We start from the raw sequence: 20,285 nt of genomic DNA on the forward strand, positions 1-20,285 counted from the left end.
ACGCCAACGTGGTTCCGTTCGTGCAGCCGATCTACATCAAGACGGCGCCCACGTGGGACGGCTGGAACAAGGTATGGGAGTTCCAGGGCGACACCACCAACGGTGCCGACTACACCCTGATCAGCCGCGCCAAGGACGGCGTCGCGAGCGCCATCACGGGCGGAATGACCAACGACTTTCTCTGCGACATCTTGTTCGCCAACGGCCAGTTCTTCCAGTGGCCGCAGGGGACGCAGACCTAGCCGAGCGCTTCAGCGCTTCCAGGGCGGTGCCGGATTCGGCACCGCCTTTTTTTTGTCCGCATGCCGCCGCGACGGGGAAGGGGCGCTGCGCTACAATCCCCCGGCCCGCGCATAGGCGCCGGGAGGAGAGTCTTCCCGGTTCTTCCAGGAGGCCATGCCCCACCGACGGCTCCCCGCGCGCTCCCTCCTGCTCTGCTCCCTCGTCGGGACGGCGGTCATTCTCCCGCCCGAAATGCATCCCATCGGGCTGGCCCTGTGCTGCTTCCTCGCCTTGGTCCTTGGACTCGTCCTCCTATGCCGGATGCGCAGCGCGGCTGCTTTCGGCGGACTGGAGATTGCCGCGGCCGTCTGGCTCTTAACCCTGCTGCGCGTCTCCACCGATCGTCATGCGAGTGGGATGCTTCTCCTGTTCATCCTACTTGCCGCGACGGCGTTCAAGGCGGGCCGGGAGGAAGCATCCTCCAAGACGGGGGCGGATTCTTTGTCCGACACCATCATCCTGCTCGGTGGCGTGGTCTCGCTGTGGGGACTCTATCAGGTGGCGATTGGTCTCCCTGGCGCGGCGCGGTCGCTTCGCGCGATGGGACAGCCGGAACTCGACGCCATGGTGCTGCGCGCCGAGTCGGGGCGCGCCTTCGGCCCCTTTCCCCTCCCCGCGGATCTGGGAATCTACCTCGCCATGGCGCTGCCACTGGCCTTCCGGAAGCTGCTCGCCGAGAAAGGACGCCTGTCCCGAGCGGCCGGCGCGGCGCTTGCGGCGCTCCTGCTCGCCGGGATCGCCGCCAGCCGCTCCTACGGTGCCGTCCTTTCCCTGGGGGTCGCGGCCCTCCTCCTGCTCCCGATCACCCGGTTTCCGAAGAAGCTCCCCGCTACGTTGCTGGTCAGCGGGGCCGGAGCCGTCGGAACGGGGGCGTTTTTCCTGTCGCGTGGGGCCGAGCGCTTTTCCCCCCTGGCGCTGCGATGGCGCAACTGGGAGGCGGCGGCCTCGCTGTTCCTCGACAGTCCGGCCCTGGGAGCCGGACTGGGAGGATTTGGCGATGCCGTCACGCGGGTCATGAAGACCGGCATGAACGAAACGATCTTTGCCCATAACAGCTATCTCCAGGTCGCCGCCGAGACGGGCATGGTCGGGCTCGGGGCGGTGTTGCTCGGAGTCGCGCTCCTTCTGGGGCAGATGATCCGGGGCCTGAAGGGAGACCGCGACTCCGTCGGAAGGGCCCTTCTTTGTCTGGCTCCCCTGACCTTTCTCGTTCACAACCTTTTCGATTTTTCCGCCTACCTGCCGTCGCTCCTGATCCCCTTCGCGGCGATGGCCGGCTGTGCCGCTCGCGATGCGCTCCCCGGGGTTCCTCCCCGTCCGGCCATCAGTTCGAGAGGGGGCTGGTCTTGGCAGCGTCCGGCGGCGTGCGTCCTGCTGCTGGCCTTGGGACTCGGTTGGGGGCTGCGCGAATCGCTGGCCGCCGCGCTGATCCGCAGCGCGAAAGAAGAAAGTCCTCTGCAGGCCGGGCAAGCCGCGCTCGCCCTTGGGAGAGCGGCGCGGGTTTCTCCATGCCACCCCGATCCGCCGGCGATGCTTTCCGAGATGAGCCTCGTCGGCACGCCTGACGATCCCAACCGCCTCAGAGTGGGGGAGGCGTGGGCACGGCGGGCGGTCCGGCTGCGCACCGGGCGGGCTTATGGCTACTACATCCTCTCGCTCTACCGCCTGGCGGCGGGAGATATCGGGGAAGCCTACGTGATGCTGGAGCGCGCCCGGGATCGATACCCGGAGCGCCCGCTGTACCAGGAACAGGAGCGCCGGCTCAAAGAGATGAGAGGCAATCCGGCTGCCGCAGGCGGAAGCTGAGATGCCTCCCGAGACGAAGCGCTTCCGGCTGGCCATCCTGATCGCGCTCCTTTTCCTCACCCCTTTCGGCGAAGGAGGAGCGGGAGCCGCGGGGCTTTTCATGAGCCAGAGCCTGATCGCGCTGGCCTGGGCCATTCTGCTTCTCGACCGCGGCGAATCGTCCGGGTCGCGCTTTCTGCCGACTTCCGTTGTCGTACCCCTCGGCTGTTTTCTCCTCGTTGCCCTGCTTTCCGGATCCTTCTCCGGGTACCCGTATGCTTCCTTCCTGCGGACTCTCGATCTGGTCACCTTCGTCGCGGTCCTCTTCCTGGCGGGCGGAGAAGGATGGGACCCTGAGGAGAAGGGATGGATTGCCGACGCGCTCCTTGCTTCGGCGACGCTGCAGTCCCTCCTGGTCATCGTCTCCGTCGCGCGCGGCACCCTCGCCAGCATCCTGGCGAATCTCGGTCTTTTGAATTCGAATCATGAAGCCGCTTACCTTCTCCTCGGGGCGCTGGTGACCCTTCCCCGGCTTCTCCAGCAGCCCAAGGGACCACCCGCCCTGGCACGCGGCACAGCCGTCCTGATCACGGGGATCGGCTTCTTCCTTCTCATGTCGCGCGGCGCTCTGCTCGGTTTGCTCGCGGGAGCGATTCTTCTGTTGAGCTACCGGAAATCCATGGGCTGGCAGGTCGGCCGCCGCCGCATCGCCTTGCTGCTGGCGGCAATTCTGCTGGCCTGCGCCGCCGGGGTGGCGGCCCGTTTCTGGCGTGCCGAGGACCCGTATCGCTATCAACGCATGCAAATCTGGCAGGCCGATCTCCGCACCTTCGCCCAGGGCCCGCTGCTGGGGATCGGACCGGGGATGTTTCGGCACGTGGCGCAGCGCCAGAACTTCCCGCTCGCCGGACCCATTCGTTTCGGTCGCACCTTCCAGACCCCGCACAGCGATCTCCTGGGCACGCTGGTGGAGACGGGACTGCTCGGCCTCGGCGCGGCGATTCTCGGCCTCGCCGCGATCCTGCGGCATCTGGCCTCGAAGGGGAGCAGGGAAGGGGGCTTCTCCTTCGGAGTCTTCCTCGCATGCGCGGGAATCGCATCCCAAGGGCTGGTGGAAGATCTCTCCACCCGTCCCGCGATCCTGATCTCGCTGGCCATCCTGCTCGGGATCGCCCTCGCCGGAACCGATCCAAGGCGGTCGAGGCTGTTCGTAGGGCGCGGCCGGTGGCACGCCCTGGTGGCCGGCAGTGCCCTGGCCTTCTCCTGGTACCTGGCCTGCGTGCGTCCGTTCCTGGCGTATCGCAGCGATGCCGCGATGCGCCGCGCCACGACCTATGCGGCCATGGAGGGGAAATTCCAGGAGGCCATCTGGCGCAACCCATATCAGGCTCCCACCTATCTCTATCCGGCCATCCTGTTCCTCTCCGCCGATCCGAAGCAGCGGCTGAGCCTCGATCTCTACGCCCGCTTCCGCCGTGATCTCGATCGGGGCATTGCCCTGAACCGCGCCTCCGCCGATGCCAGCCTGGCACTCGCCAGGCTCGAGGCCACCGCGTTCCGCGAGCTCTTCCACGATGTCCCTTCGATGGAGCGCAGCATCGAGGCCTATCGCGCCGCCGTGCGGCTCGCGCCTCACGATCCCAGGATCCGGGTGGAGCTGGGAGGATTCCTGCACGAGGTGCGGCGCGGCGCGGAGTCGGCGCGGCAGATGGTCCTCGCCTTGCATGAGGAGCCGACGTACCTGAGCGCGCGCTATCTCCTCAGCCGGCTTCGTCTGGAGAGCGGCGATGATGAGTCGGCCCGCAGCGAGTTCAGGAGAGCGGAGGAGATCCGCGCCGGGCTCGCGAGCTACAAGCCCGACAGTCCTTATGCCCGGGACATCAGCCGCGACCCCGCCCCGCTGCGCCAGGCCCTTCAAACCCAACTTCCTGGGGAATAAAGGGTTTCGGGATCTCGTCAATTTCTGGACAAGGCCTGGAGGGGAATATATATTTCCCCGCTGCAAGTGCTTGTGTTTGTAAAAAGATGGCCCCTTCTCTGGAGAGTTCCCTTGTGCGGCATCTGCGGATTCTTCCGCTTCGGCGAGCCTCCCTCGGCGCTGAAAGGTGATGAGCCGATCCTGCGCCGGATGCGGGACTCGCTGATCCATCGCGGCCCCGACGACGCGGGACTCTGGCTGGAGAGGCGAGGGCGCGTCGGCTTCGGGCACCGGCGGCTGTCGATCGTCGATCTCTCCCCGGCCGGCCGGCAGCCGATGAGCAACGAAGACGGAGCGGTCTGGATCACCTTCAACGGAGAGATCTACAACCACCGCGGCCTGCGCGGCCCCTTGGAAGCGAAAGGCCACCGCTACGTTTCCGCCACCGACACCGAGACCATCCTCCATCTCTACGAGGAGGAGGGGGATGAGATGCCGCGGCGGCTCGACGGAATGTTCGCCTTCGCGCTTTACGATGCGCGGAGCGAGGAGCTGCTCCTGGTCCGGGACCGGATCGGGGTGAAGCCGCTGTATTACGCCGTCGTTCCCGGCGGATTGCTGTTCGCCTCCGAGATCAAGGCCATCCTCGCCCATCCCTCGATGTCGGCGACCCTCGATCTCGAGGCTTTCTATCACTACCTCACCTTCGTCTCGACACCCGCGCCTCTGACGTTGTTCGCCGGGATCCGCAAGCTGCGGCCGGGAACGATGCTGAAGGTGGGGCCGCGCGGCAACCTGCGCGAGCAGGTCTGGTGGGACGCGATCGTCCCCGGAACTCTGGAGCGCGAAGACGAGGAGGAAATCTGCGCCGAGATCCTCCGGCTCCTGGAAGAGGCGGTCCGCAAGCGGATGATGTCGGACGTCCCCTTCGGCGTCTATCTGTCGGGCGGTATCGATTCCTCCGCCAACGTGGCGCTCATGGCAAAGCTGATGGACCGGCCCGTGCGGACCTTTTCCGTCGGATTCGAGAACCAACCCTCCTACAACGAGCTGGAGGAAGCCCGCGCCGTGGCCCGCCGGTTCGGATGCGATCACCATGAGGTGGTCCTGTCGGCCCGCGACCTGCAGGCTTCGGTCCCGGAATTGATCCATCACCAGGACGAGCCGCTGGCGGACTGGGTTTGCGTTCCCCTGTTCCACCTCGCCCGCCAGACGCGCGACAGCGGCACGGTCGTGGTCCAGGTGGGGGAGGGAAGCGACGAGCAGTTCTTCGGCTATCCCGGCTACCTCTCGGTCTTCGGGCTCGAGAGCGCGCTGGGCCGTCCGCTGCGGGCGCTGCCGTCCGCCGCCCGGGGATGGCTGCGCGACGCGGGAGAAGCGGCGGCGCGCTGGCTGGGACGCGGGGGCGACCGGCTGGAGCTCTTGCGCTGCGCCGCGGCGGCGCGCACCTCCTTCTGGGGCGGGGCGATTGCCTTCCGGGGGGACGAGAAGCTGCGCATCCTTTCGCCCGCGGCCCGCGACCGCTGCCGGCCGCTCGACTCCTACCATGTCGTCGAGGAGATCTGGGAGCGCATCGCCCGCGACAAGCCGGAATCCGATTTCGGCGAGCGCATGGTCTACCTGGAGCTCAAGCAGCGCCTGGCGGAGCTGCTCCTCATGCGGGTCGACAAGATGACGATGGCGGCGGGCATCGAAGCCCGCGTCCCGTTCCTCGACTACCGGCTGGTGGAATACACCATGCGGATTCCCACCCGGCGGAAGATCCGCGGCGGGGTGCCCAAGTACCTGCTGAAGCGGGCGCTGAGGAACGTCCTGCCGGAGGAGGTCCTGCACCGCCGCAAGATGGGCTTCGGCGCGCCCGTTTCCGAATGGTTCGCCGGCGAGCTGGCGCGCTATGCCGAGAGCGTCCTCATGAGCTCCCGGATCCGCGAGCTGGATCTGCTCGACTACGAGGTCGTCGGGCAGCTGCTGCGCGAGCACCGGGAAGGCCGCCGCGATCGCGCCTTCCTGATCTGGAACCTGTTCAACCTGAGCCGCTGGTACGACTACTGGGTGGCCGGATTGCGGGAGGCGGCGTGAGGTTCTCGCGCGAGGTGGCGACCACTTTCACCGGCCGAATCCTGCTGGTCGGGCTGGGAGTCGCCTCGTCGGTCCTGACGGCACGCTTCCTGGGGCCCGGAGGCCGGGGGGTCCTCGCGACCGTGACGGCGATGGCCGGCATCGGTCTGCAGCTCGGGAATCTGGGGCTGCACGCCTCGAACACCTTCCAGGTGTCGCGCCGTCCCGATCTCCTGGCGCCCATCTGGGCCAACAGCCTGCGCACCGCTTCGGCGCTCGGATTGGCCCTCGCCATCGCGGCGCTCGCGGTCGGCTCGGTCTTCCCCGAGATGCTGGGGACGATTCCCCTGCCTCTGCTCCTTCCGGCGGTGCTGTCGATTCCTTTCCAGCTGCTGGTCCTTTTCGGGCTGAACCTGCTCGTCGGGATGGGGCGGACGGCGCTGTTCAACGTTCTCGAGCTGGCTTTCCGCGCCGCCACGGTGGCGGGGCTGGCGGTGATGCTGATTTGGTTCGGCAAGGATGTCCGGTGGGTGCTCGGGCTGAACCTGGTGCTGGCCATCGGCGCCGCGGCGGTCCTCGCCGGAGTGCTCGGGAGAATGGTCCGCAACAGCGGTGCTCCCGAATCGCACGGCAACATGACGCTGTTTCGCTCCGGCGTCGCTTATGGCGCCAAGGCCTACGTCGCCGCCTTGCTCGCCTACCTGATCGTGCGCTCCGACATGCTCCTGGTGAACGCCCTGCGGGGCACCGCGGAAGCCGGGGTCTACTCGATTGCCGTGCAGATTGCCGACCTGCTCTACCTGTTGCCGATGAGCATCGGGCTGGTGCTCTTCCCGCGCCTCAGCCGCCAGGGCGAAGGGGATCCGATCTTCGCCCTGAAGATTGCCCGGCACAACGCCTTCCTGATGCTTCTGCTGTGCGGCGGGGCCGCGGTGCTGGCTCCCTGGGCAATCCGCTTCCTGTATGGCGGCGAGTTCCTGCCCGCGGTGCGCGCCCTGTGGTGGCTGCTCCCCGGGATCTGGGCGTACGGCGCCTGCAATCCGATTGCCACGCAGCTCGCCTCCTCGGGAATGCCGATCTCGGCGGTGGTGGTCTGGATTCCGCCGCTGGTCCTCAACGTGGCGCTGAACCTGGTCTGGATCCCGCGCATGGGAATCGAAGGGGCCGCCGCCGCTTCCAGCCTCTGCTACCTGATGGTCCTGGTGCTGCACCTGGGATTGTGGAAGCGGCGGATCCGCGGCTCGATCTCCGACACGCTGCTGCTGAAGCGCTCGGACGTAAGAGAGATGACGGCGCTGGCGAGGTTCACCGCATGGTCGTGAGGCGGAACTTCGAGGATCTCTACCGGCGCGAGGACGATCCCTGGACGATCGGCGGCGCCGAGGCGCAGCGCTACGGGCAATACCTGGAGTGGATTCGCCGCTTCGCGCCGGATGGCGGGTTCCGCGCTGCCCTCGATCTGGGATGCGGCAAGGGGGCCTTCACGGCGCGCCTCGCCAGACTCGCGCGCGAGACGACCGGGGTCGAGCTCTCCGAGATTGCCGCCGCGAAAGCCCGGCAGGCCCATCCGGGCATCCGCTTCCTTCAGGGAGACGTCCGGGATCTCGACCGTCTCGGCCTGCCCGTCGGCGGATTCGATTTGATCGTGGCCAGTGACGTGATTGCCTACCTGACGCCACGCGAGGCCGACGTCTTCCTGGAGCGTGCCGCGCGGCTCCTGGCGCCGCAAGGACGCTTCTTTCTGGCCGCCTGGTCTCCCGGCGGCCGCTATTTCACCCCCGAGTCGCTGGAGCGGCTCGCGGCGCGGCGCTTCGCGCTGCTGCTGCGGCGCCTGCTTCCCAGCCGACACGCCGCTTTCATGATGCGCCGGCGCCGCACCGACGTGCTGCTCACCTACGATTACGAGACCTGGCAGCCGGTCCCGGAAGGGAAGCGGGTCGACTGGCGCGAGACGGTAATCCACCCGACGGAAGCGCTGCTGGACGCGGCCGAGCGCTGCGGCGCGCGGCTGACCTTTTTCGTGGAGATGGGAGAGGTCCTGACGCTGCGCCGGCACGACCCGGAGGTCTCGGCCGAAGTCGAATCGCAGCTGCGCTCCATCCGGCGACGTGGGCACGACCTGCAGCTCCACTTGCACCCCGAGTGGCTTCCCGAATCCTCTCCCCGCCACGATCCGGAGAGCGGATCCTGGGCGTGGGATCCGGATCGCAGCCGGATCCAGGCCCTCGAGGAGAATCCCGAATCGCTGGCGCGCCGGCTCAAGGAGACCCTCGAAGCGATCGTCCGTCCCGAGGATCCCACCTACCGGGTGCGGGCCTTCCGGGCGGGGAAATACCGCATCCAGCCGCACGCGGAAATCTTCCGCGCCTTTCTGCGCGCCGGCATCGTCGCCGACTCGAGCGTCTGGCAGGGGGGCTGGTCCTTCGAGCATCGCTTCGATTTCCGCCGCGCCGGATCGCGGGCCGTCCCTTATTTCCCGGCGGATTCCGACATCAGTGTTCCGGCGCCTCCCGCGGAGGAAGGGGTGCTGGAGCTGCCGATCTGCTCGGCCGACGGGGAGCGCCTCGCGCTGGACGGCGCCTCCGCGAAGCAGCTGCTGCGGCAGGTGCGCGCGCTGCGCCGGCGCGATTACATCACCCGGCTCAAGGACGATCATCCCGACCTCTGGCGGCGCTCGGCGCGCTGGCTGAGGCGCCTGCCGTTCTGGAGCGACTGGCCACGATGGGACCGCGAGCCCGTGGCCGACTTCCACGTCGAAGGGGACGACACGCTGGTGGCCATCGGCCACACGAAGGCGCCTTTGCGCCTCGAGGAGATCGAGTCGTTCGTGCGCGCGCTGCGGAGCGATCCGGAGGTGCGCTTTCCGACCCTCGGGGAGGCCCTCCATGAGCAGCTGGCGGAGCGCGCCCGCCGGCGCCCCGATCCTGAGGAGATCCTCCAGCTGCAGGTGGAGCGTGAGACCGAGGCGGTCCTCGGAGAGAGCCGCAACGAAGCCCAGTCCTCCCATCTCCAGCAGATGATCCCGGTCGACCGCTGCCGCATCCTCGATTTCGGGTGCGGCGCCGGCTACTGGACGAAGGTCCTGGAAGCTCGCCACGGCTTTTGCGTCGGAGTCGATTACGGCATGCCCTTTCTCGAGAAGGCGGCAGCGGAGCATCGGGTGCGCGTGGCCCGCTGCGATTTCAACCGGCTCCCCTTCCCCACCGGGGCCTTCGACGCCGTCTATGCCGACAATGTGCTCGAGCATTCGGCCGACCCCGCAGCCGCCCTGGCGGAGATCCATCGTGTGCTCGCCCGCAAGGGGATGCTCGCGGCGGCGCTGCCGCCCGACGCGCGGAACCGGCGGTACCCGGTCTCGGATCACCTCTGGAAGACCGACCGGAGGGACCTGGAGCGGCGCCTCTGGAACGCCGGCTTCAGCCGTATCCGCGTGAGCGAAGTGGACACGGTCGAGGCCTTCGGGATGGCCCCTTACCCGGCGGCCGGCAACGCCATGCTTTACGTGACCGCCTGGAAAGCAGAAGGGGAGGAGATAACCGATCGGCGGCGTGCCGAAGACCTGATGGAATTCGTCTATCGCCGCCTCGATCCGTCGCGCAGCCAGCGCTCGCTGCGCCCCGAGGAGATCCTGAAGGACGGATTCGCCTGGTGTCTCGGCTACTGCGCCGTGCTCGGAGCCCTGGCGAGGCAGGAAGGAATCCCGAGCCGCTACGTCACCCTCGAAGCGCGCGATCATCCGCGCGGCCGCGGCACGGTGGGATTGGACACCCACGAGCTGGTCGAGCTGCGATTGTCGGGCCGCTGGGTGGCCTTCGATCCGATGGCCAACCGCGTCCTGGGGGGCAGCGTGGAGGAGATCCTGGCCGACCCGGGGCTGGCCGATAAGGCAATGACCTCCCGCCTGGCCGACGAGCGCTTCCGGAACCGCGGCTATCATCTCTATTGCTCCGCCTTCTTCTACGAGAGGGTGATCCGCTACTGCCGGCGCGATGATCTCGCCTCCGGCGATCCCTGGAACTGGGTTCCGGTGCGGCGCCCGCGCCGCCGGCGCCCGGGCGGGCAAGTCCGCACCCTCCTGCTCACCGATCGTCCCGAAGCGGATCGCCAGCGCCTGGCCGAGGAAGCAGGGCGATCGGCGGATCGGATCTGGACCCGCGGCGATCTGGCCGCCCTGGGAGGCGCGCGCGCCGTGGCGCGCCGCCTGCGCGCCGCGCGCGAGCCGCGCCTGGAGATTCTCAGCGAGGATCTCGCCTGGCACGAGCGGGCCATCCGCGTGCATCTCCTGGGGGCCTTTTCGCGCGCCAAGGAAAAGCGCTTCCTCGATCGCCGCGGCCGCAGCGAGGATCTGGGATGGTGGCCGCTCGCGAGCCGCCAGGCGCCGCAGTTCCTGGCCGGCTGGCTGAGGTCGGCGGGCGCCTTGGGAACGATCCGCGCCGCCGCCGAAGTCCTGCAACGGGTTCCGCGCATCGCGCCACGCCGCGACGCGGCGCGGCGACCGACCTCGGTGCTCTACCTGCGCTCCGATCTCTGGCGCGGCGTGCGCGCCGGAGGATCGGTCGGACATGTCGCCGGCATGGCGGAAGGTTTCCGCCGGGAAGGCTATGCGGTCAGATTCCTGGCCGCAGAGGTTCCGGAGGGAATCGATCGGGAGGCCATGCCGGTTCACGTCGTCCCGCCGCCGGCTTCCTATCGTGTCTCGCGCTCGGGCGGCCGCTTCGAGCATGCGTTCCATCTATTCGCCGCGGGACGCCAGCTGTACCGTGACGACCCGCCCGGATTGCTCTACCACCGATTCGACGAAGGCAGCCTCGCGGGAGTTCTTCTCTCCCGCTCGCTCGGGATCCCGCTGGTGCTCGAATACAACGGCTCGGGAGTCTGGATCGCGGACCACTGGGATCGGCCGCTGCCGCACCGCGGGACCTTCCAGGCGATCGAGGCGGCGAACCTGAAGCAGGCTCATTTGATCGTCACCGTGTCGGGCGTGCTGCGCGACGAGCTGGTCGAGAAAGGAGTAGAGCGGCATCGCATCCTGGTCTGTCCCAATGCGGTGGATGCCGACGAATACCGGCCCGATCGCGACGCCGCGGCCGTCCGTCGGCGGCTCGCGCTGGAGGGGCGGAAGACCATCGGGTTCATCGGCACTTTCGGGCCCTGGCATGGAGCACCGATCCTGGCCGCGGCCGCCGGAGCCATCCTGCGCGGCGATCCGCAGGCAGCGCTGCTCTGGATCGGAGACGGGACGGAGCGAGGCAGAGTGGAAGCCATCCTCGCGGAGCAGGGCGTGGCGGATCGCTGCCGCTTCACCGGACTGGTCCCCCAGAAAGAGGCTCCCGATTTCTTGGCCGCCTGCGATCTTTTCGTCTCGCCGCACGTCCCCAATCCCGACGGCTCGCGCTTCTTCGGCTCACCCACCAAGCTGTTCGAGTACATGGCGACCGGGCGCGGCATCGTGGCGAGCAACCTGGAGCAGATCGGCGAGATCCTCGAGGACGGGAGGACGGCGCTGCTGGTGCCGCCCGGAAGTCCGGAGGCGCTGGCGGAAGGCATCCTCCGCCTGCTGCGCGATCCGGATCTCGCCGCGCGCCTGGGCGATGCGGCCCGGCGCCAGGCGATCGCTCGCCACTCCTGGGAGCGCAATGCCCGATCGGTTCTGGACCTCGTCGAGTTCCTCTGAGAGGGAGCGCATGGCCTATCGCCTGGAGCAACTCCGCGAAGACTTCCGCAAGGCGCTGGCGCTGCCGCCGGGGGAAGCCTTCCGGCGCTTCGCGGGACGGGCCCGCGGCTGCGCCGATCGGCTGCGCCATCGCCGCCGCCGGGAGCTCACCGAGGCGGAGTTCCTGGCGGCGCTTTGCACGCCGGCTGGCAGCTTGACGGAATTCGCCGCCGGGCGCGCGGCGCAGCCGCCCCTGATTGCGGCGGCGGCCGCGGCGCCCGCTCTGGCGCGCCTCCTCGAGTCGCGCGATCCCGCCAGTTTGCCTCCCATCCTGACGGCGGCGCGCGCCCTGCGCGAGGGGCGCTTCGACCTCCTCGGCTCGGGGAGCCGGCCTCTCGGAGAAGCGATCGACTGGCAGCTCGACTTCAAATCGGGAAAGCGGTGGGACGCTTCGGAGTACTCGCTCGACATCCTGCCCGAGCCCGACCTCGGGCACGACATCAAGGTCCCCTGGGAGCTCGCCCGGATGCAGCACCTTCCGACCCTGGGGATCGCCGCGGCCATCTCCTCCGATGAGGCGTTTCGCGCGGCGGCCATTCGCCAGATCGCCTCGTTTCTGCAGGACAACCCCGCCTACCGCGGAGTGAACTGGAGCTGCACCATGGATGTGGCGATCCGTGCCGTAACTCTGCTCGCGGCGGAGGGTTTCATGAAAGGAGCGGGAGAGCCCGCCTTCTGGAGCGCCTTCTATCGCCATCTGCTGACCCATGCGCGCTTCATCCGCGATCATCTGGAGGACGGCCCCCTGCGCGGCAATCATTTCCTCGCCGATGTCTCCGGGTTGTACCTCTGCGCGCTGTCGCTTCCGGAGCTGGCGGAATCGTTCCGCTGGAAGCTGGAAGCGCGCGGCTTGCTGATCGGGGAGATGCAGCAGCAGGTGCGATCCGACGGCTGGGATTTCGAGGCCTCCACCTCGTACCATGCCTTCGCCACCGAGATGTTCTTCTTCCCGGCGCTGTTCGGAGCGCGGCGCGGAGATCCTTTCCCCGCCGCCTACCTGGCGCGGCTCGAGTCGATGCTCGCGGCGCTGGCGTCAGTCGTGCGGCCCGATGGGAGCTTGCCGCAGATCGGCGACAACGACGATGGCCGCTTCCTGATCGTCTCTCAGTACCACCGCCCGCGACGCGACTGGCGACCGTTGCTGGCGCTCGGCTCGTACCTGTTCCGCAACCCATCCTGGCTGGAGCTGTCGGGCGACGCCTGGGTGGAAGGGGTCTGGATGCTGGGCGAGGAGTTCCTCGAATGGACCGATTCGATTCCCACGCCGCGCCGTGCGCATCCTTTCGCCAGCCGGGCCTGGCCGGAGTCGGGGTATTTCCAGCTTGCGTGCGGCCCCATCCAGATGCTGGTAGACGCCGGAGGAGTCGGCCAGAAGGGTAACGGTGGACATGCCCACAACGACACCCTGTCTTTCGAGCTGCACGCCTTCGGCCGCGAGATGCTGGTGGACCGTGGCGTCGGCTGCTACACACCGTCGCTGGCCACGCGCAACCGCTTCCGCGCCACGGCCGCCCACAACACGGTGCGGGTGGACGACGAGGAGATCAACCCGATTCCGCCGGCGACCTTCTCCCTGGTGTCGGCCGACGAGCCTTCGGCTTCGAGGTGGCGCACCGGGACGGCCTTCACCTATCTCTCCGCGGAGCATCGGGGTTACCTGCGTCTATCCGCCCCGCTCCTGCATCGCCGCTCGATCCTGCTGCGTCACCACGACGGCGAGCTGCAGATGGAAGACCGCTTCGAGGGAGCCGGCGCGCATCGTTATGAGGCCGGCTTCCACCTGCCTCCCGGATGGAAGGTCCGCACCGAGCCCCAGGGATGGATCGCATTCGAAGAGGGAGGGGAGGCTGGAATCAGCTTCCGCTGGATGCGGCCTCCGGAAGCAGCCGTCGTGCGCATTGAGGAAGACGAGCATTCTCCCTCTTACGGTGTGCGGGTCCCGGCGCTCGTAGTGCGCATTCTGTGGGAGGCGAGCGCCCCGCAGCGCATCCGCTATCGCCTGCAGCCTTTCGTGGGAGGCGGCGCATGAAACAGGTGGTGCTGCGCGAAGGCAAGGTGGCGGTAGCCGAGGTCCCCGCGCCGGCCCCGTCGCCACACCGGGCGCTGGTCGCCACTGCGGCGTCGGTCATCAGCTCGGGCACCGAAGCGGCGGCGCTGGGGGCCGCACGCTCGGGACTGCTGGAGAAGGCGGCCGCGCACCCGGCTCCTTGGCGCCGCCTCGTGGAGGTGGCGCGCGAGGAAGGGGTGCGCGGGTTGTGGCGCCGCATGGCGCCGGCAGCCGGGAGCGATCTGGTCGAGATGGGGTACTCGGCGGCGGGAATCATCCTGCAGGCCGGCGAGGGGATCACCCTCCCCGCCGGCTCGCGCGTCGCCTGCGCCGGCGCGCAGTTCGCCCATCATGCGGAGCTGATCTCGGTCCCCGAGCATTTGATGGCGAAGATTCCGGCCGGCGTCTCCTTCGAGCAGGCTGCCTTCGGAACGATCGGCTCGATCGCTCTGCACGGCTTCCGGCGCAGCGAAGCGGGGCTTGGGGAGACGGTGGCGGTCGTCGGTTTGGGGCTGGTCGGTCTGCTCGGAGCGCAAATCGCCCGCGCCGCCGGGTGCGAGGTGATTGCTTTCGACCCCGATCCGGAGCGCGTGGCGCTGGCGCGCTCGCTGGGGATCCAGGAAGCGCGAACTCCCGAGGAGGCCGATCCGGTGATGCAGGTATTGCACCGCACCGGCGGACAGGGGGCGGACGCGGCCCTGATCTTCGCCGCCACCCCGAGCGACGAGCCGCTGGCGCTGGCGATGCGGCTGTGCCGCAAACGCGGCAGGGTCGTGGTGGTGGGTGATGTCGGCATGAAGGCCGAGCGCTCGTTGATGTACGCCAAGGAGCTGGATCTGCGGATCTCGACCTCCTACGGGCCGGGTCGCTACGATCCCGGCTACGAGGAGAAAGGCCGCGATTATCCCTACGCTTACGTCCGCTGGACCGAGGGGAGGAACCTTGCCGCCTTCCTGGATCTCCTGGCCGCAGGCAGCGTCCGGGTCGAGCCGCTAATCGAGCGCATCGTCCCGGTCGAGCAGGCGGAGGAAGCCTATCTCCTGCTCCGCGAAGGAGGCAGGAAGCCGGCGGTCCTCCTGTCTTTTCCGAGGGCTCCCGAGCCGGAGCGCGGCGCGCGCAGCGTGCGCCTGCTGTCGAGCAGAGCTCCGGGGTCGGCGCGCCGGGCCGTCGTGATCGGACCGGGCACTTTCATGAAGGAAGTCTTCCTCCCGGCCTTCCTCTCGCAGCAGGTGGCGGCAATCGAGACGGTGGTCGCGGGGACCGGCGCCGGCGCGCGATCGGCGGCGGAGCGCTTCTCCGCCCGCATCGCTTCCACCGACCTGGACGAAGCGCTCGCCGACCCTTCGGTGGATCTGGCCATCATCGGGACGCGGCATCACCTGCACGGCAGCCAGGTGGAGCGCTGTCTGCGATCGGGCAAGTCGGTATTCGTGGAAAAGCCTTTGTGCCTGACTTTCGAGGAGCTGGAGCGGATCCGCGCGGCGCGCGAGCAGGGGGGCGTCCTGGCGGTCGGCTTCAACCGCCGCTACGCACCGCTGGCGCGCAAGATGAAAGAGGCCCTGGCCCTGCTTCCCGGTCCACGCATCGTGCAGATTCGCGTCAATGCGGGATGGCTCGAGAAGGAGCACTGGACCCAGGATCCGGAGCAGGGAGGCGGCAGGCTGGTCGGGGAAGGGTGCCACTTCTTCGATCTGATTCCCTTTCTGGCGGGATCACCGATCGAGGCCGTGCGGATCGAGGGAATCGCCGACAGCCGCCTGCAGGTCCCCGACAACTTCCTGGTCCTCCTCCGCCTCGCCGACGGCAGCCTCGGGTCTCTGTCTTACACCAGCCAGGGAGGCGCCGAGCTGGGTAAGGAGCGGGTCGAAGTTCACTGCGCCGGAACCTCGCTTGTCCTCGAGGATTTCCGCGAGCTCGCCATCCATGGCCCCGGCAGGACGCGACGCATCGGTGCGCGGCAGGACAAGGGAATCACCGGCGAGATCCAGGCGCTCAAGGCGGCGCTGGAAGGCAAGCCCTCGGAGTTGATCTCCTGGGCCGAGATCGAAGCTGCCACCACCTGGACGCTGCGGGCCCAGGCCTTGCTGGAGCACAAGGAATGAGCGGCAAGGTGCTGATGTGGGAGCATCACTCCTGGGGAAGCCCGATCCGGGTCGGGGGTCGCGCGATGGCCGAGGGTTTCCTGGCGCGCGGCTGGGAGGTGGCCTGGATCAACGGCCCGCTGGCTCCCTGGAACCTGGCCGGAGGCAGCGAGGAGACGCGACGGCGGCGCCGAGCCTGGGCGACGGGAGGCGAGGAAATCACGGTGGGAGCGGGACGCCTGCATGCCTGGGCGCCGTTGTCTGGGATTCCTTATCGCTCCTATCCGATCCTGCGAGGCGGCTGGTTCCACCGCCATGCCCTCGGTCTCGCCGTTCCCCCTTTCCTCCGGCATCTCCGCCGTCACGGCTTCGAGCGGGTCGATCTCCTCTGGCTCGCCACCGGCAGCCCGTTCCTCCCCCTGCTGGAGCAGGTGCCGCACGCCACCAGTGTCTATCGCCTGTCCGATGACACGGCGGCCTTTCCCGACACTCCTTCGAGCTATCGGTCGCTGGAGGAAGAGATGATGGGGCGCGTCGATTGCGTCGTGGCGACGGCCGCCACGCTGGCGGAGCGCGCGGCGCGCTTCTGCCGGCGCGTCCTCCTCCTTCCGAACGGCGTGGACCTGGCGCGATTCCGCCCGCCGGCGGGTGAGGAGCGGGGCGATAAAGCCGATCGGCGGCCGCGCCTGGTTTACGTCGGCGCCCTGGACAGCTGGTTCGACGGTGCCCGCATCGATCGGATCGCCCGCCGCTTCCCCGGTGCCGAGATCCTCCTCGCCGGCCCCTTGCGCGGCACGGCGCCCTGGGCTCAGCGGGAGAACGTGCGCCTGCTCGGAGCGGTTCCTCCCGAGGAGGTCCCCGCGCTGCTGCGCCGCTGCGACGTCGGGCTCATCCCTTTCGTGGATTCGAGGCTCACCCGCGCCATCCATCCGGTCAAGCTGTACGAGTACTGCGCTGCGGGCCTGCCCGTCGTTGCCGCCGATCTCGACGAGATCCGGCGCATCGGCTCGCCGGCGCGCCTCGCCTCCAGCGACGAGGAATGGTTCGCGGCGATCGAAGGAGCGCTGCAGGATCCCGATCCGGCGGGCTCGATCGCCTTCGCCGCGCAGCACGACTGGAGCGCGCGCTTCGCCCGCCTGGCCGCATTCCTGGAATTGTCCGAGGCGGTGCACGGCGCGCGGCGGGTGGCGCGATGAGGATCGGGATGGACGCGCGCTTCCTGGTGCAGGAGCGGACCGGCGTGGAGACCTATTTCCAGGAGCTGCTCCAGCAGCTCGTGCGCCTGGACAACGATGAAATCGTCCTGTTCCACGGCGCCGGGGTCCGGCCGAATCTTCCGCCGGGGCGGTGGCGCAGCGTCGAGGCCGTCGGACCGTCGTGGCTCTGGGCCCTCAACGGCGCGCTTCGCCGGGAGCGACTCGATCTCTTCTACTCTCCGGTCACCGCCTTCCCGCCGCTGGGCTCTCTGCGCATCGTGGCCACCATCCACGATCTCTCCTGGCATCACGTGCCGGAAAGCTACACCGCGATGGAGAGGCTGCGACAGAAACGCTGGACCGCCCTGGCGGTGCGCCGCGCCCACCGGGTGGTGACCGTCTCGGACGCCAGCGCCAATGATCTGGCCGCGCTGTTCGCGGAAGCACGCCGCAAGACCGTGGTCGTGCCTCCCGGCGTGCCGGAGATCTTCCATCAGGCCGTTTCCCCCCAGGAGCGCCGGCGCGTCGCCGGGCGGTACCGGCTGGAGGGGCGGTACCTGCTCACCGTGGGCTCATTCCATCCACGCAAGAACCTGACCGCGCTGGTGAGCGCCTACGACCGCTTCCGCTCCCAGACGCCGGAGAGAATCCAGCTCCTGCTGGCCGGCAAAGGCGGACGCGAGTCGGGCGCCGTCCTGGGAAGGATCGCCCGCAGTCCGCACCGCCGCGACATCCTGGTTCCCGGCTACGTTCCGGCGGAGGACCTGCCGGCGCTGTATGCCGGCGCGGACCTGTTCGTCCTGATGTCGAGCTACGAAGGCTTCGGAATTCCGGCACTCGAGGCGATGGCCTGCCGGACCCCGGTGCTGGTCTCCGACCTGCCGGTTTTCCGCGAGGTCTGCGGTGCGGGCGCGCTGTGCTCCGCTCCGGGCGATGCCGCCGCGGTGGCCGCCGCCATCGCGGAGTCGATCCGCGACACCCCGGAGCGCGGCAAGCGCCTCGAGGCGGCGGCGCGGCGGGCGCGCGAATTCAGCTGGGAGAGATCGGCCGTCCGTCTGCGCCAGGTCTTCGAAGACGTGGCGCGGGAGGCGGCATGATGGGCGGGGGAGGGGAGAAGGTGCTGATGCTGGCGGTCGGCATGGGCACGGGCGGGGCCGAGTCGCTGATCCGCGACGCCATCGAGCCGCTGCGTCAGGAGGGCTTCGACGTTTCGCTGTGGACCCTCAAGGACCTGTGCGCACCCGCATCCGGGGAGCGCTCCGCACCGGCGGAGATCGCCCGCTGGGTCCCGCCGGCGCGGCTGGCGCGCGAGCTGAACGCGGAAGGCTTCGACTTGATCCATTCGCACCTCTTCTGGGCGAACCTCGCGGCCCGCACGGCGGGACGCCTGGCCGGGGTGCCCGCAATCGTCAATTCCCACCATGGCATCGACGCCTGGCCGACCGCCTCGCACCGCTGGCTCGAGCGGCACACCATCGGTCTCGCGGACCGTGTCATTCTCTGCTCCGAAGCGGTCCGGATCCATGCGCGAGATCGCCTCGACCTGCCGGAAGACCGTCTCGTCGCCATCCCCAATGGCGTCGCCGCGGCGCGCTTCCGGAAGCCGCAGGCGCGGGAGGCGGCGCGCCGGGCCCTCGGATTGGGCCCTGAGGATCGGGTGGTCGGCAGCGCCGGCAGGCTGGACGAGCCGGTCAAGGGATACGCGGTTCTCCTCGCCGCGTTCCAGATCGTCGCGGCGCGGCGCGCCGACGCGATCTGCCTGGTGGCGGGGAGCGGCCCGGCCGAGGTTGCCCTGCGCGCCGCGGCGGAGGCGGCGGGCCTCGGCTCCCGCTTCCGCTTTCTCGGGGAGCGGCAGGAAATCCCAGATTTTCTCCAGGCGATCGATCTCTATGTCCAGCCTTCGCGGCTCGAAGGATTCGGGCTCGCGGCGCTCGAGGCGATGGCGGCCGGGCTGCCGGTGATCGCCTCGAGGACCGGGGGGCTGCCCGAGGTGATCTCGGAAGGGGTCACGGGCGATCTGGTGCCGCCGGGAGATTCCGGCGCTCTGGCGGAGGCGATCCTGACGCTCCTCGCCGATCCCGATCGGCGTCGTTCCTATGGCGCACTTGGGATGGCCCGCGCCGCCGAGAGCTTTCCTTTGGAGAAGATGGTTCGTTCCTGGGCCGAGGTGTATCGGGCCGTGCTGCGGGAGAAAGGGAGGCAGGCGGCGTGACCCGCATTCTCGTCACCTTCATCCTGGCTGCCGGCTTCGCCCATTACCTGACGCCGGTCCTGCGGCAGGCGGCGCTGCGCTTCGGCATCGTCGATCGTCCCGACGGCAAGCTGAAGAACCACCGCTCTCCGGTGCCTTACCTGGGCGGGATCGCCGTCTACCTCGCCTTTCTCCTCTCGCTCGCGCTGACCGCCGAGTTCGAGAGGCAGGTCCTGGGAATCCTCCTGGCCGGATCGATCGTCGTGATCCTGGGGCTCATCGACGACCTCGGCGCTCTGGGTCCTTCGGTGAAGCTGGCGGGACAGATCGTCGCGGTGCTCACCCTGATGAAGGCGTCGGTGACGATTAAGCTCTCCTTCCTGCCGCCGGGGGTCTGTCTGGTCCTCTCCTTCCTGTGGCTGCTCGCCATCACCAATGCCTTCAACCTCATCGACATCATGGACGGTCTGAGCGCCGGCGTGGCCCTGATCGCCTCGCTCCTCCTCTCCGCCGTGGCTGCCGGCAGCGGCCGGATGGTGGTGGCGCTGCTGCTCGCGGCCCTGGCCGGGAGCCTGGCCGGCTTCCTGCGCTACAACTTCGAGCCGGCGCGCATCTACCTCGGCGACACCGGCAGCCTCTTCCTGGGTCTCATGCTCGGCGCGCTCGCCATGAACAACAGCTACACCTCCAAAAACCTGGTCGCCGCGGTGTCGCCCGTCGTCATCCTGGGGGTGCCGATCTTCGACATGCTGCTGGTGATGTTCATCCGGTGGCGGCGCGGCATCCCGATCATGCGCGGCTCTCCGGACCACTTTGCCCTGCGGCTGCGCAAGTGGCGCCTGAGCGTCCGGCAGACGGTGGTGGTCAGCTACGCGGCCACCGCGCTGCTCGGCGCCGTCGGCCTCGCCATGATGCTGGTGGACGCGCGCGGCGCGGCGCTGCTCTTGGCCGGTACCCTGCTCGGAGGGCTGGCGTTGGGCTTCACCCTGAAAAAGATCGACATGACGCTGTAGG

12 protein-coding genes are annotated in these 20,285 nt (G+C 68.7%); all 12 read left to right on the top strand.

What is annotated here, in order from left to right; translation table 11 throughout:
• On the top strand, positions 1-242 hold a 242-nt coding region (locus tag VFW45_00915), incomplete at its 5' end, for a hypothetical protein (GenBank protein HEU5179325.1).
• 154 nt (positions 243-396) lie between these two features.
• Positions 397-2,088 carry an O-antigen ligase family protein gene (locus VFW45_00920; protein ID HEU5179326.1) on the top strand — a complete coding sequence of 564 codons (1,692 nt, stop codon included), beginning with the start codon at positions 397-399 and terminating at the stop codon, positions 2,086-2,088.
• 1 nt (position 2,089) lies between these two features.
• On the top strand, positions 2,090-4,006 hold the full coding sequence (locus VFW45_00925) for an O-antigen ligase family protein (protein HEU5179327.1): 1,917 nt from the start codon (positions 2,090-2,092) through the stop codon (positions 4,004-4,006).
• Positions 4,007-4,117: 111 nt separating this feature from the next.
• A complete protein-coding gene (asnB, locus tag VFW45_00930) occupies positions 4,118-6,064 on the top strand; it encodes an asparagine synthase (glutamine-hydrolyzing) (protein ID HEU5179328.1) in 1,947 nt (648 codons plus the stop codon).
• Positions 6,061-7,365 carry an oligosaccharide flippase family protein gene (locus VFW45_00935; GenBank protein ID HEU5179329.1) on the top strand — a complete coding sequence of 435 codons (1,305 nt, stop codon included), beginning with the start codon at positions 6,061-6,063 and terminating at the stop codon, positions 7,363-7,365. Before asnB ends, VFW45_00935 begins: the two co-directional genes overlap by 4 nt.
• Positions 7,356-11,717: a methyltransferase domain-containing protein gene (locus VFW45_00940; protein HEU5179330.1), complete on the top strand. Its 4,362-nt coding sequence runs from the start codon at positions 7,356-7,358 to the stop codon at positions 11,715-11,717. The genes VFW45_00935 and VFW45_00940 overlap by 10 nt, the downstream gene beginning before the upstream one ends.
• A 10-nt stretch (positions 11,718-11,727) precedes the next feature.
• Positions 11,728-13,785: an alginate lyase family protein gene (locus VFW45_00945; protein ID HEU5179331.1), complete on the top strand. Its 2,058-nt coding sequence runs from the start codon at positions 11,728-11,730 to the stop codon at positions 13,783-13,785.
• Positions 13,782-15,905 carry a Gfo/Idh/MocA family oxidoreductase gene (locus VFW45_00950; protein HEU5179332.1) on the top strand — a complete coding sequence of 708 codons (2,124 nt, stop codon included), beginning with the start codon at positions 13,782-13,784 and terminating at the stop codon, positions 15,903-15,905. The genes VFW45_00945 and VFW45_00950 overlap by 4 nt, the downstream gene beginning before the upstream one ends.
• Positions 15,902-17,080, top strand: coding sequence for a glycosyltransferase (locus VFW45_00955; GenBank protein ID HEU5179333.1), 1,179 nt, complete (start codon positions 15,902-15,904; stop codon positions 17,078-17,080). The genes VFW45_00950 and VFW45_00955 overlap by 4 nt, the downstream gene beginning before the upstream one ends.
• Positions 17,077-18,177 (top strand): glycosyltransferase family 1 protein, encoded by a 1,101-nt coding sequence (locus VFW45_00960; protein HEU5179334.1) that lies wholly within the window; start codon positions 17,077-17,079, stop codon positions 18,175-18,177. The genes VFW45_00955 and VFW45_00960 overlap by 4 nt, the downstream gene beginning before the upstream one ends.
• A complete protein-coding gene (locus tag VFW45_00965; GenBank protein HEU5179335.1) occupies positions 18,174-19,292 on the top strand; it encodes a glycosyltransferase family 4 protein in 1,119 nt (372 codons plus the stop codon). The genes VFW45_00960 and VFW45_00965 overlap by 4 nt, the downstream gene beginning before the upstream one ends.
• A complete protein-coding gene (locus VFW45_00970; GenBank protein HEU5179336.1) occupies positions 19,289-20,284 on the top strand; it encodes an MraY family glycosyltransferase in 996 nt (331 codons plus the stop codon). The genes VFW45_00965 and VFW45_00970 overlap by 4 nt, the downstream gene beginning before the upstream one ends.
• The last annotated feature ends 1 nt before the right edge of the window (position 20,285 follow it).

This window comes from Candidatus Polarisedimenticolia bacterium, from assembly GCA_035764505.1.
Lineage (GTDB): Bacteria > Acidobacteriota > Polarisedimenticolia > Gp22-AA2 > AA152 > AA152.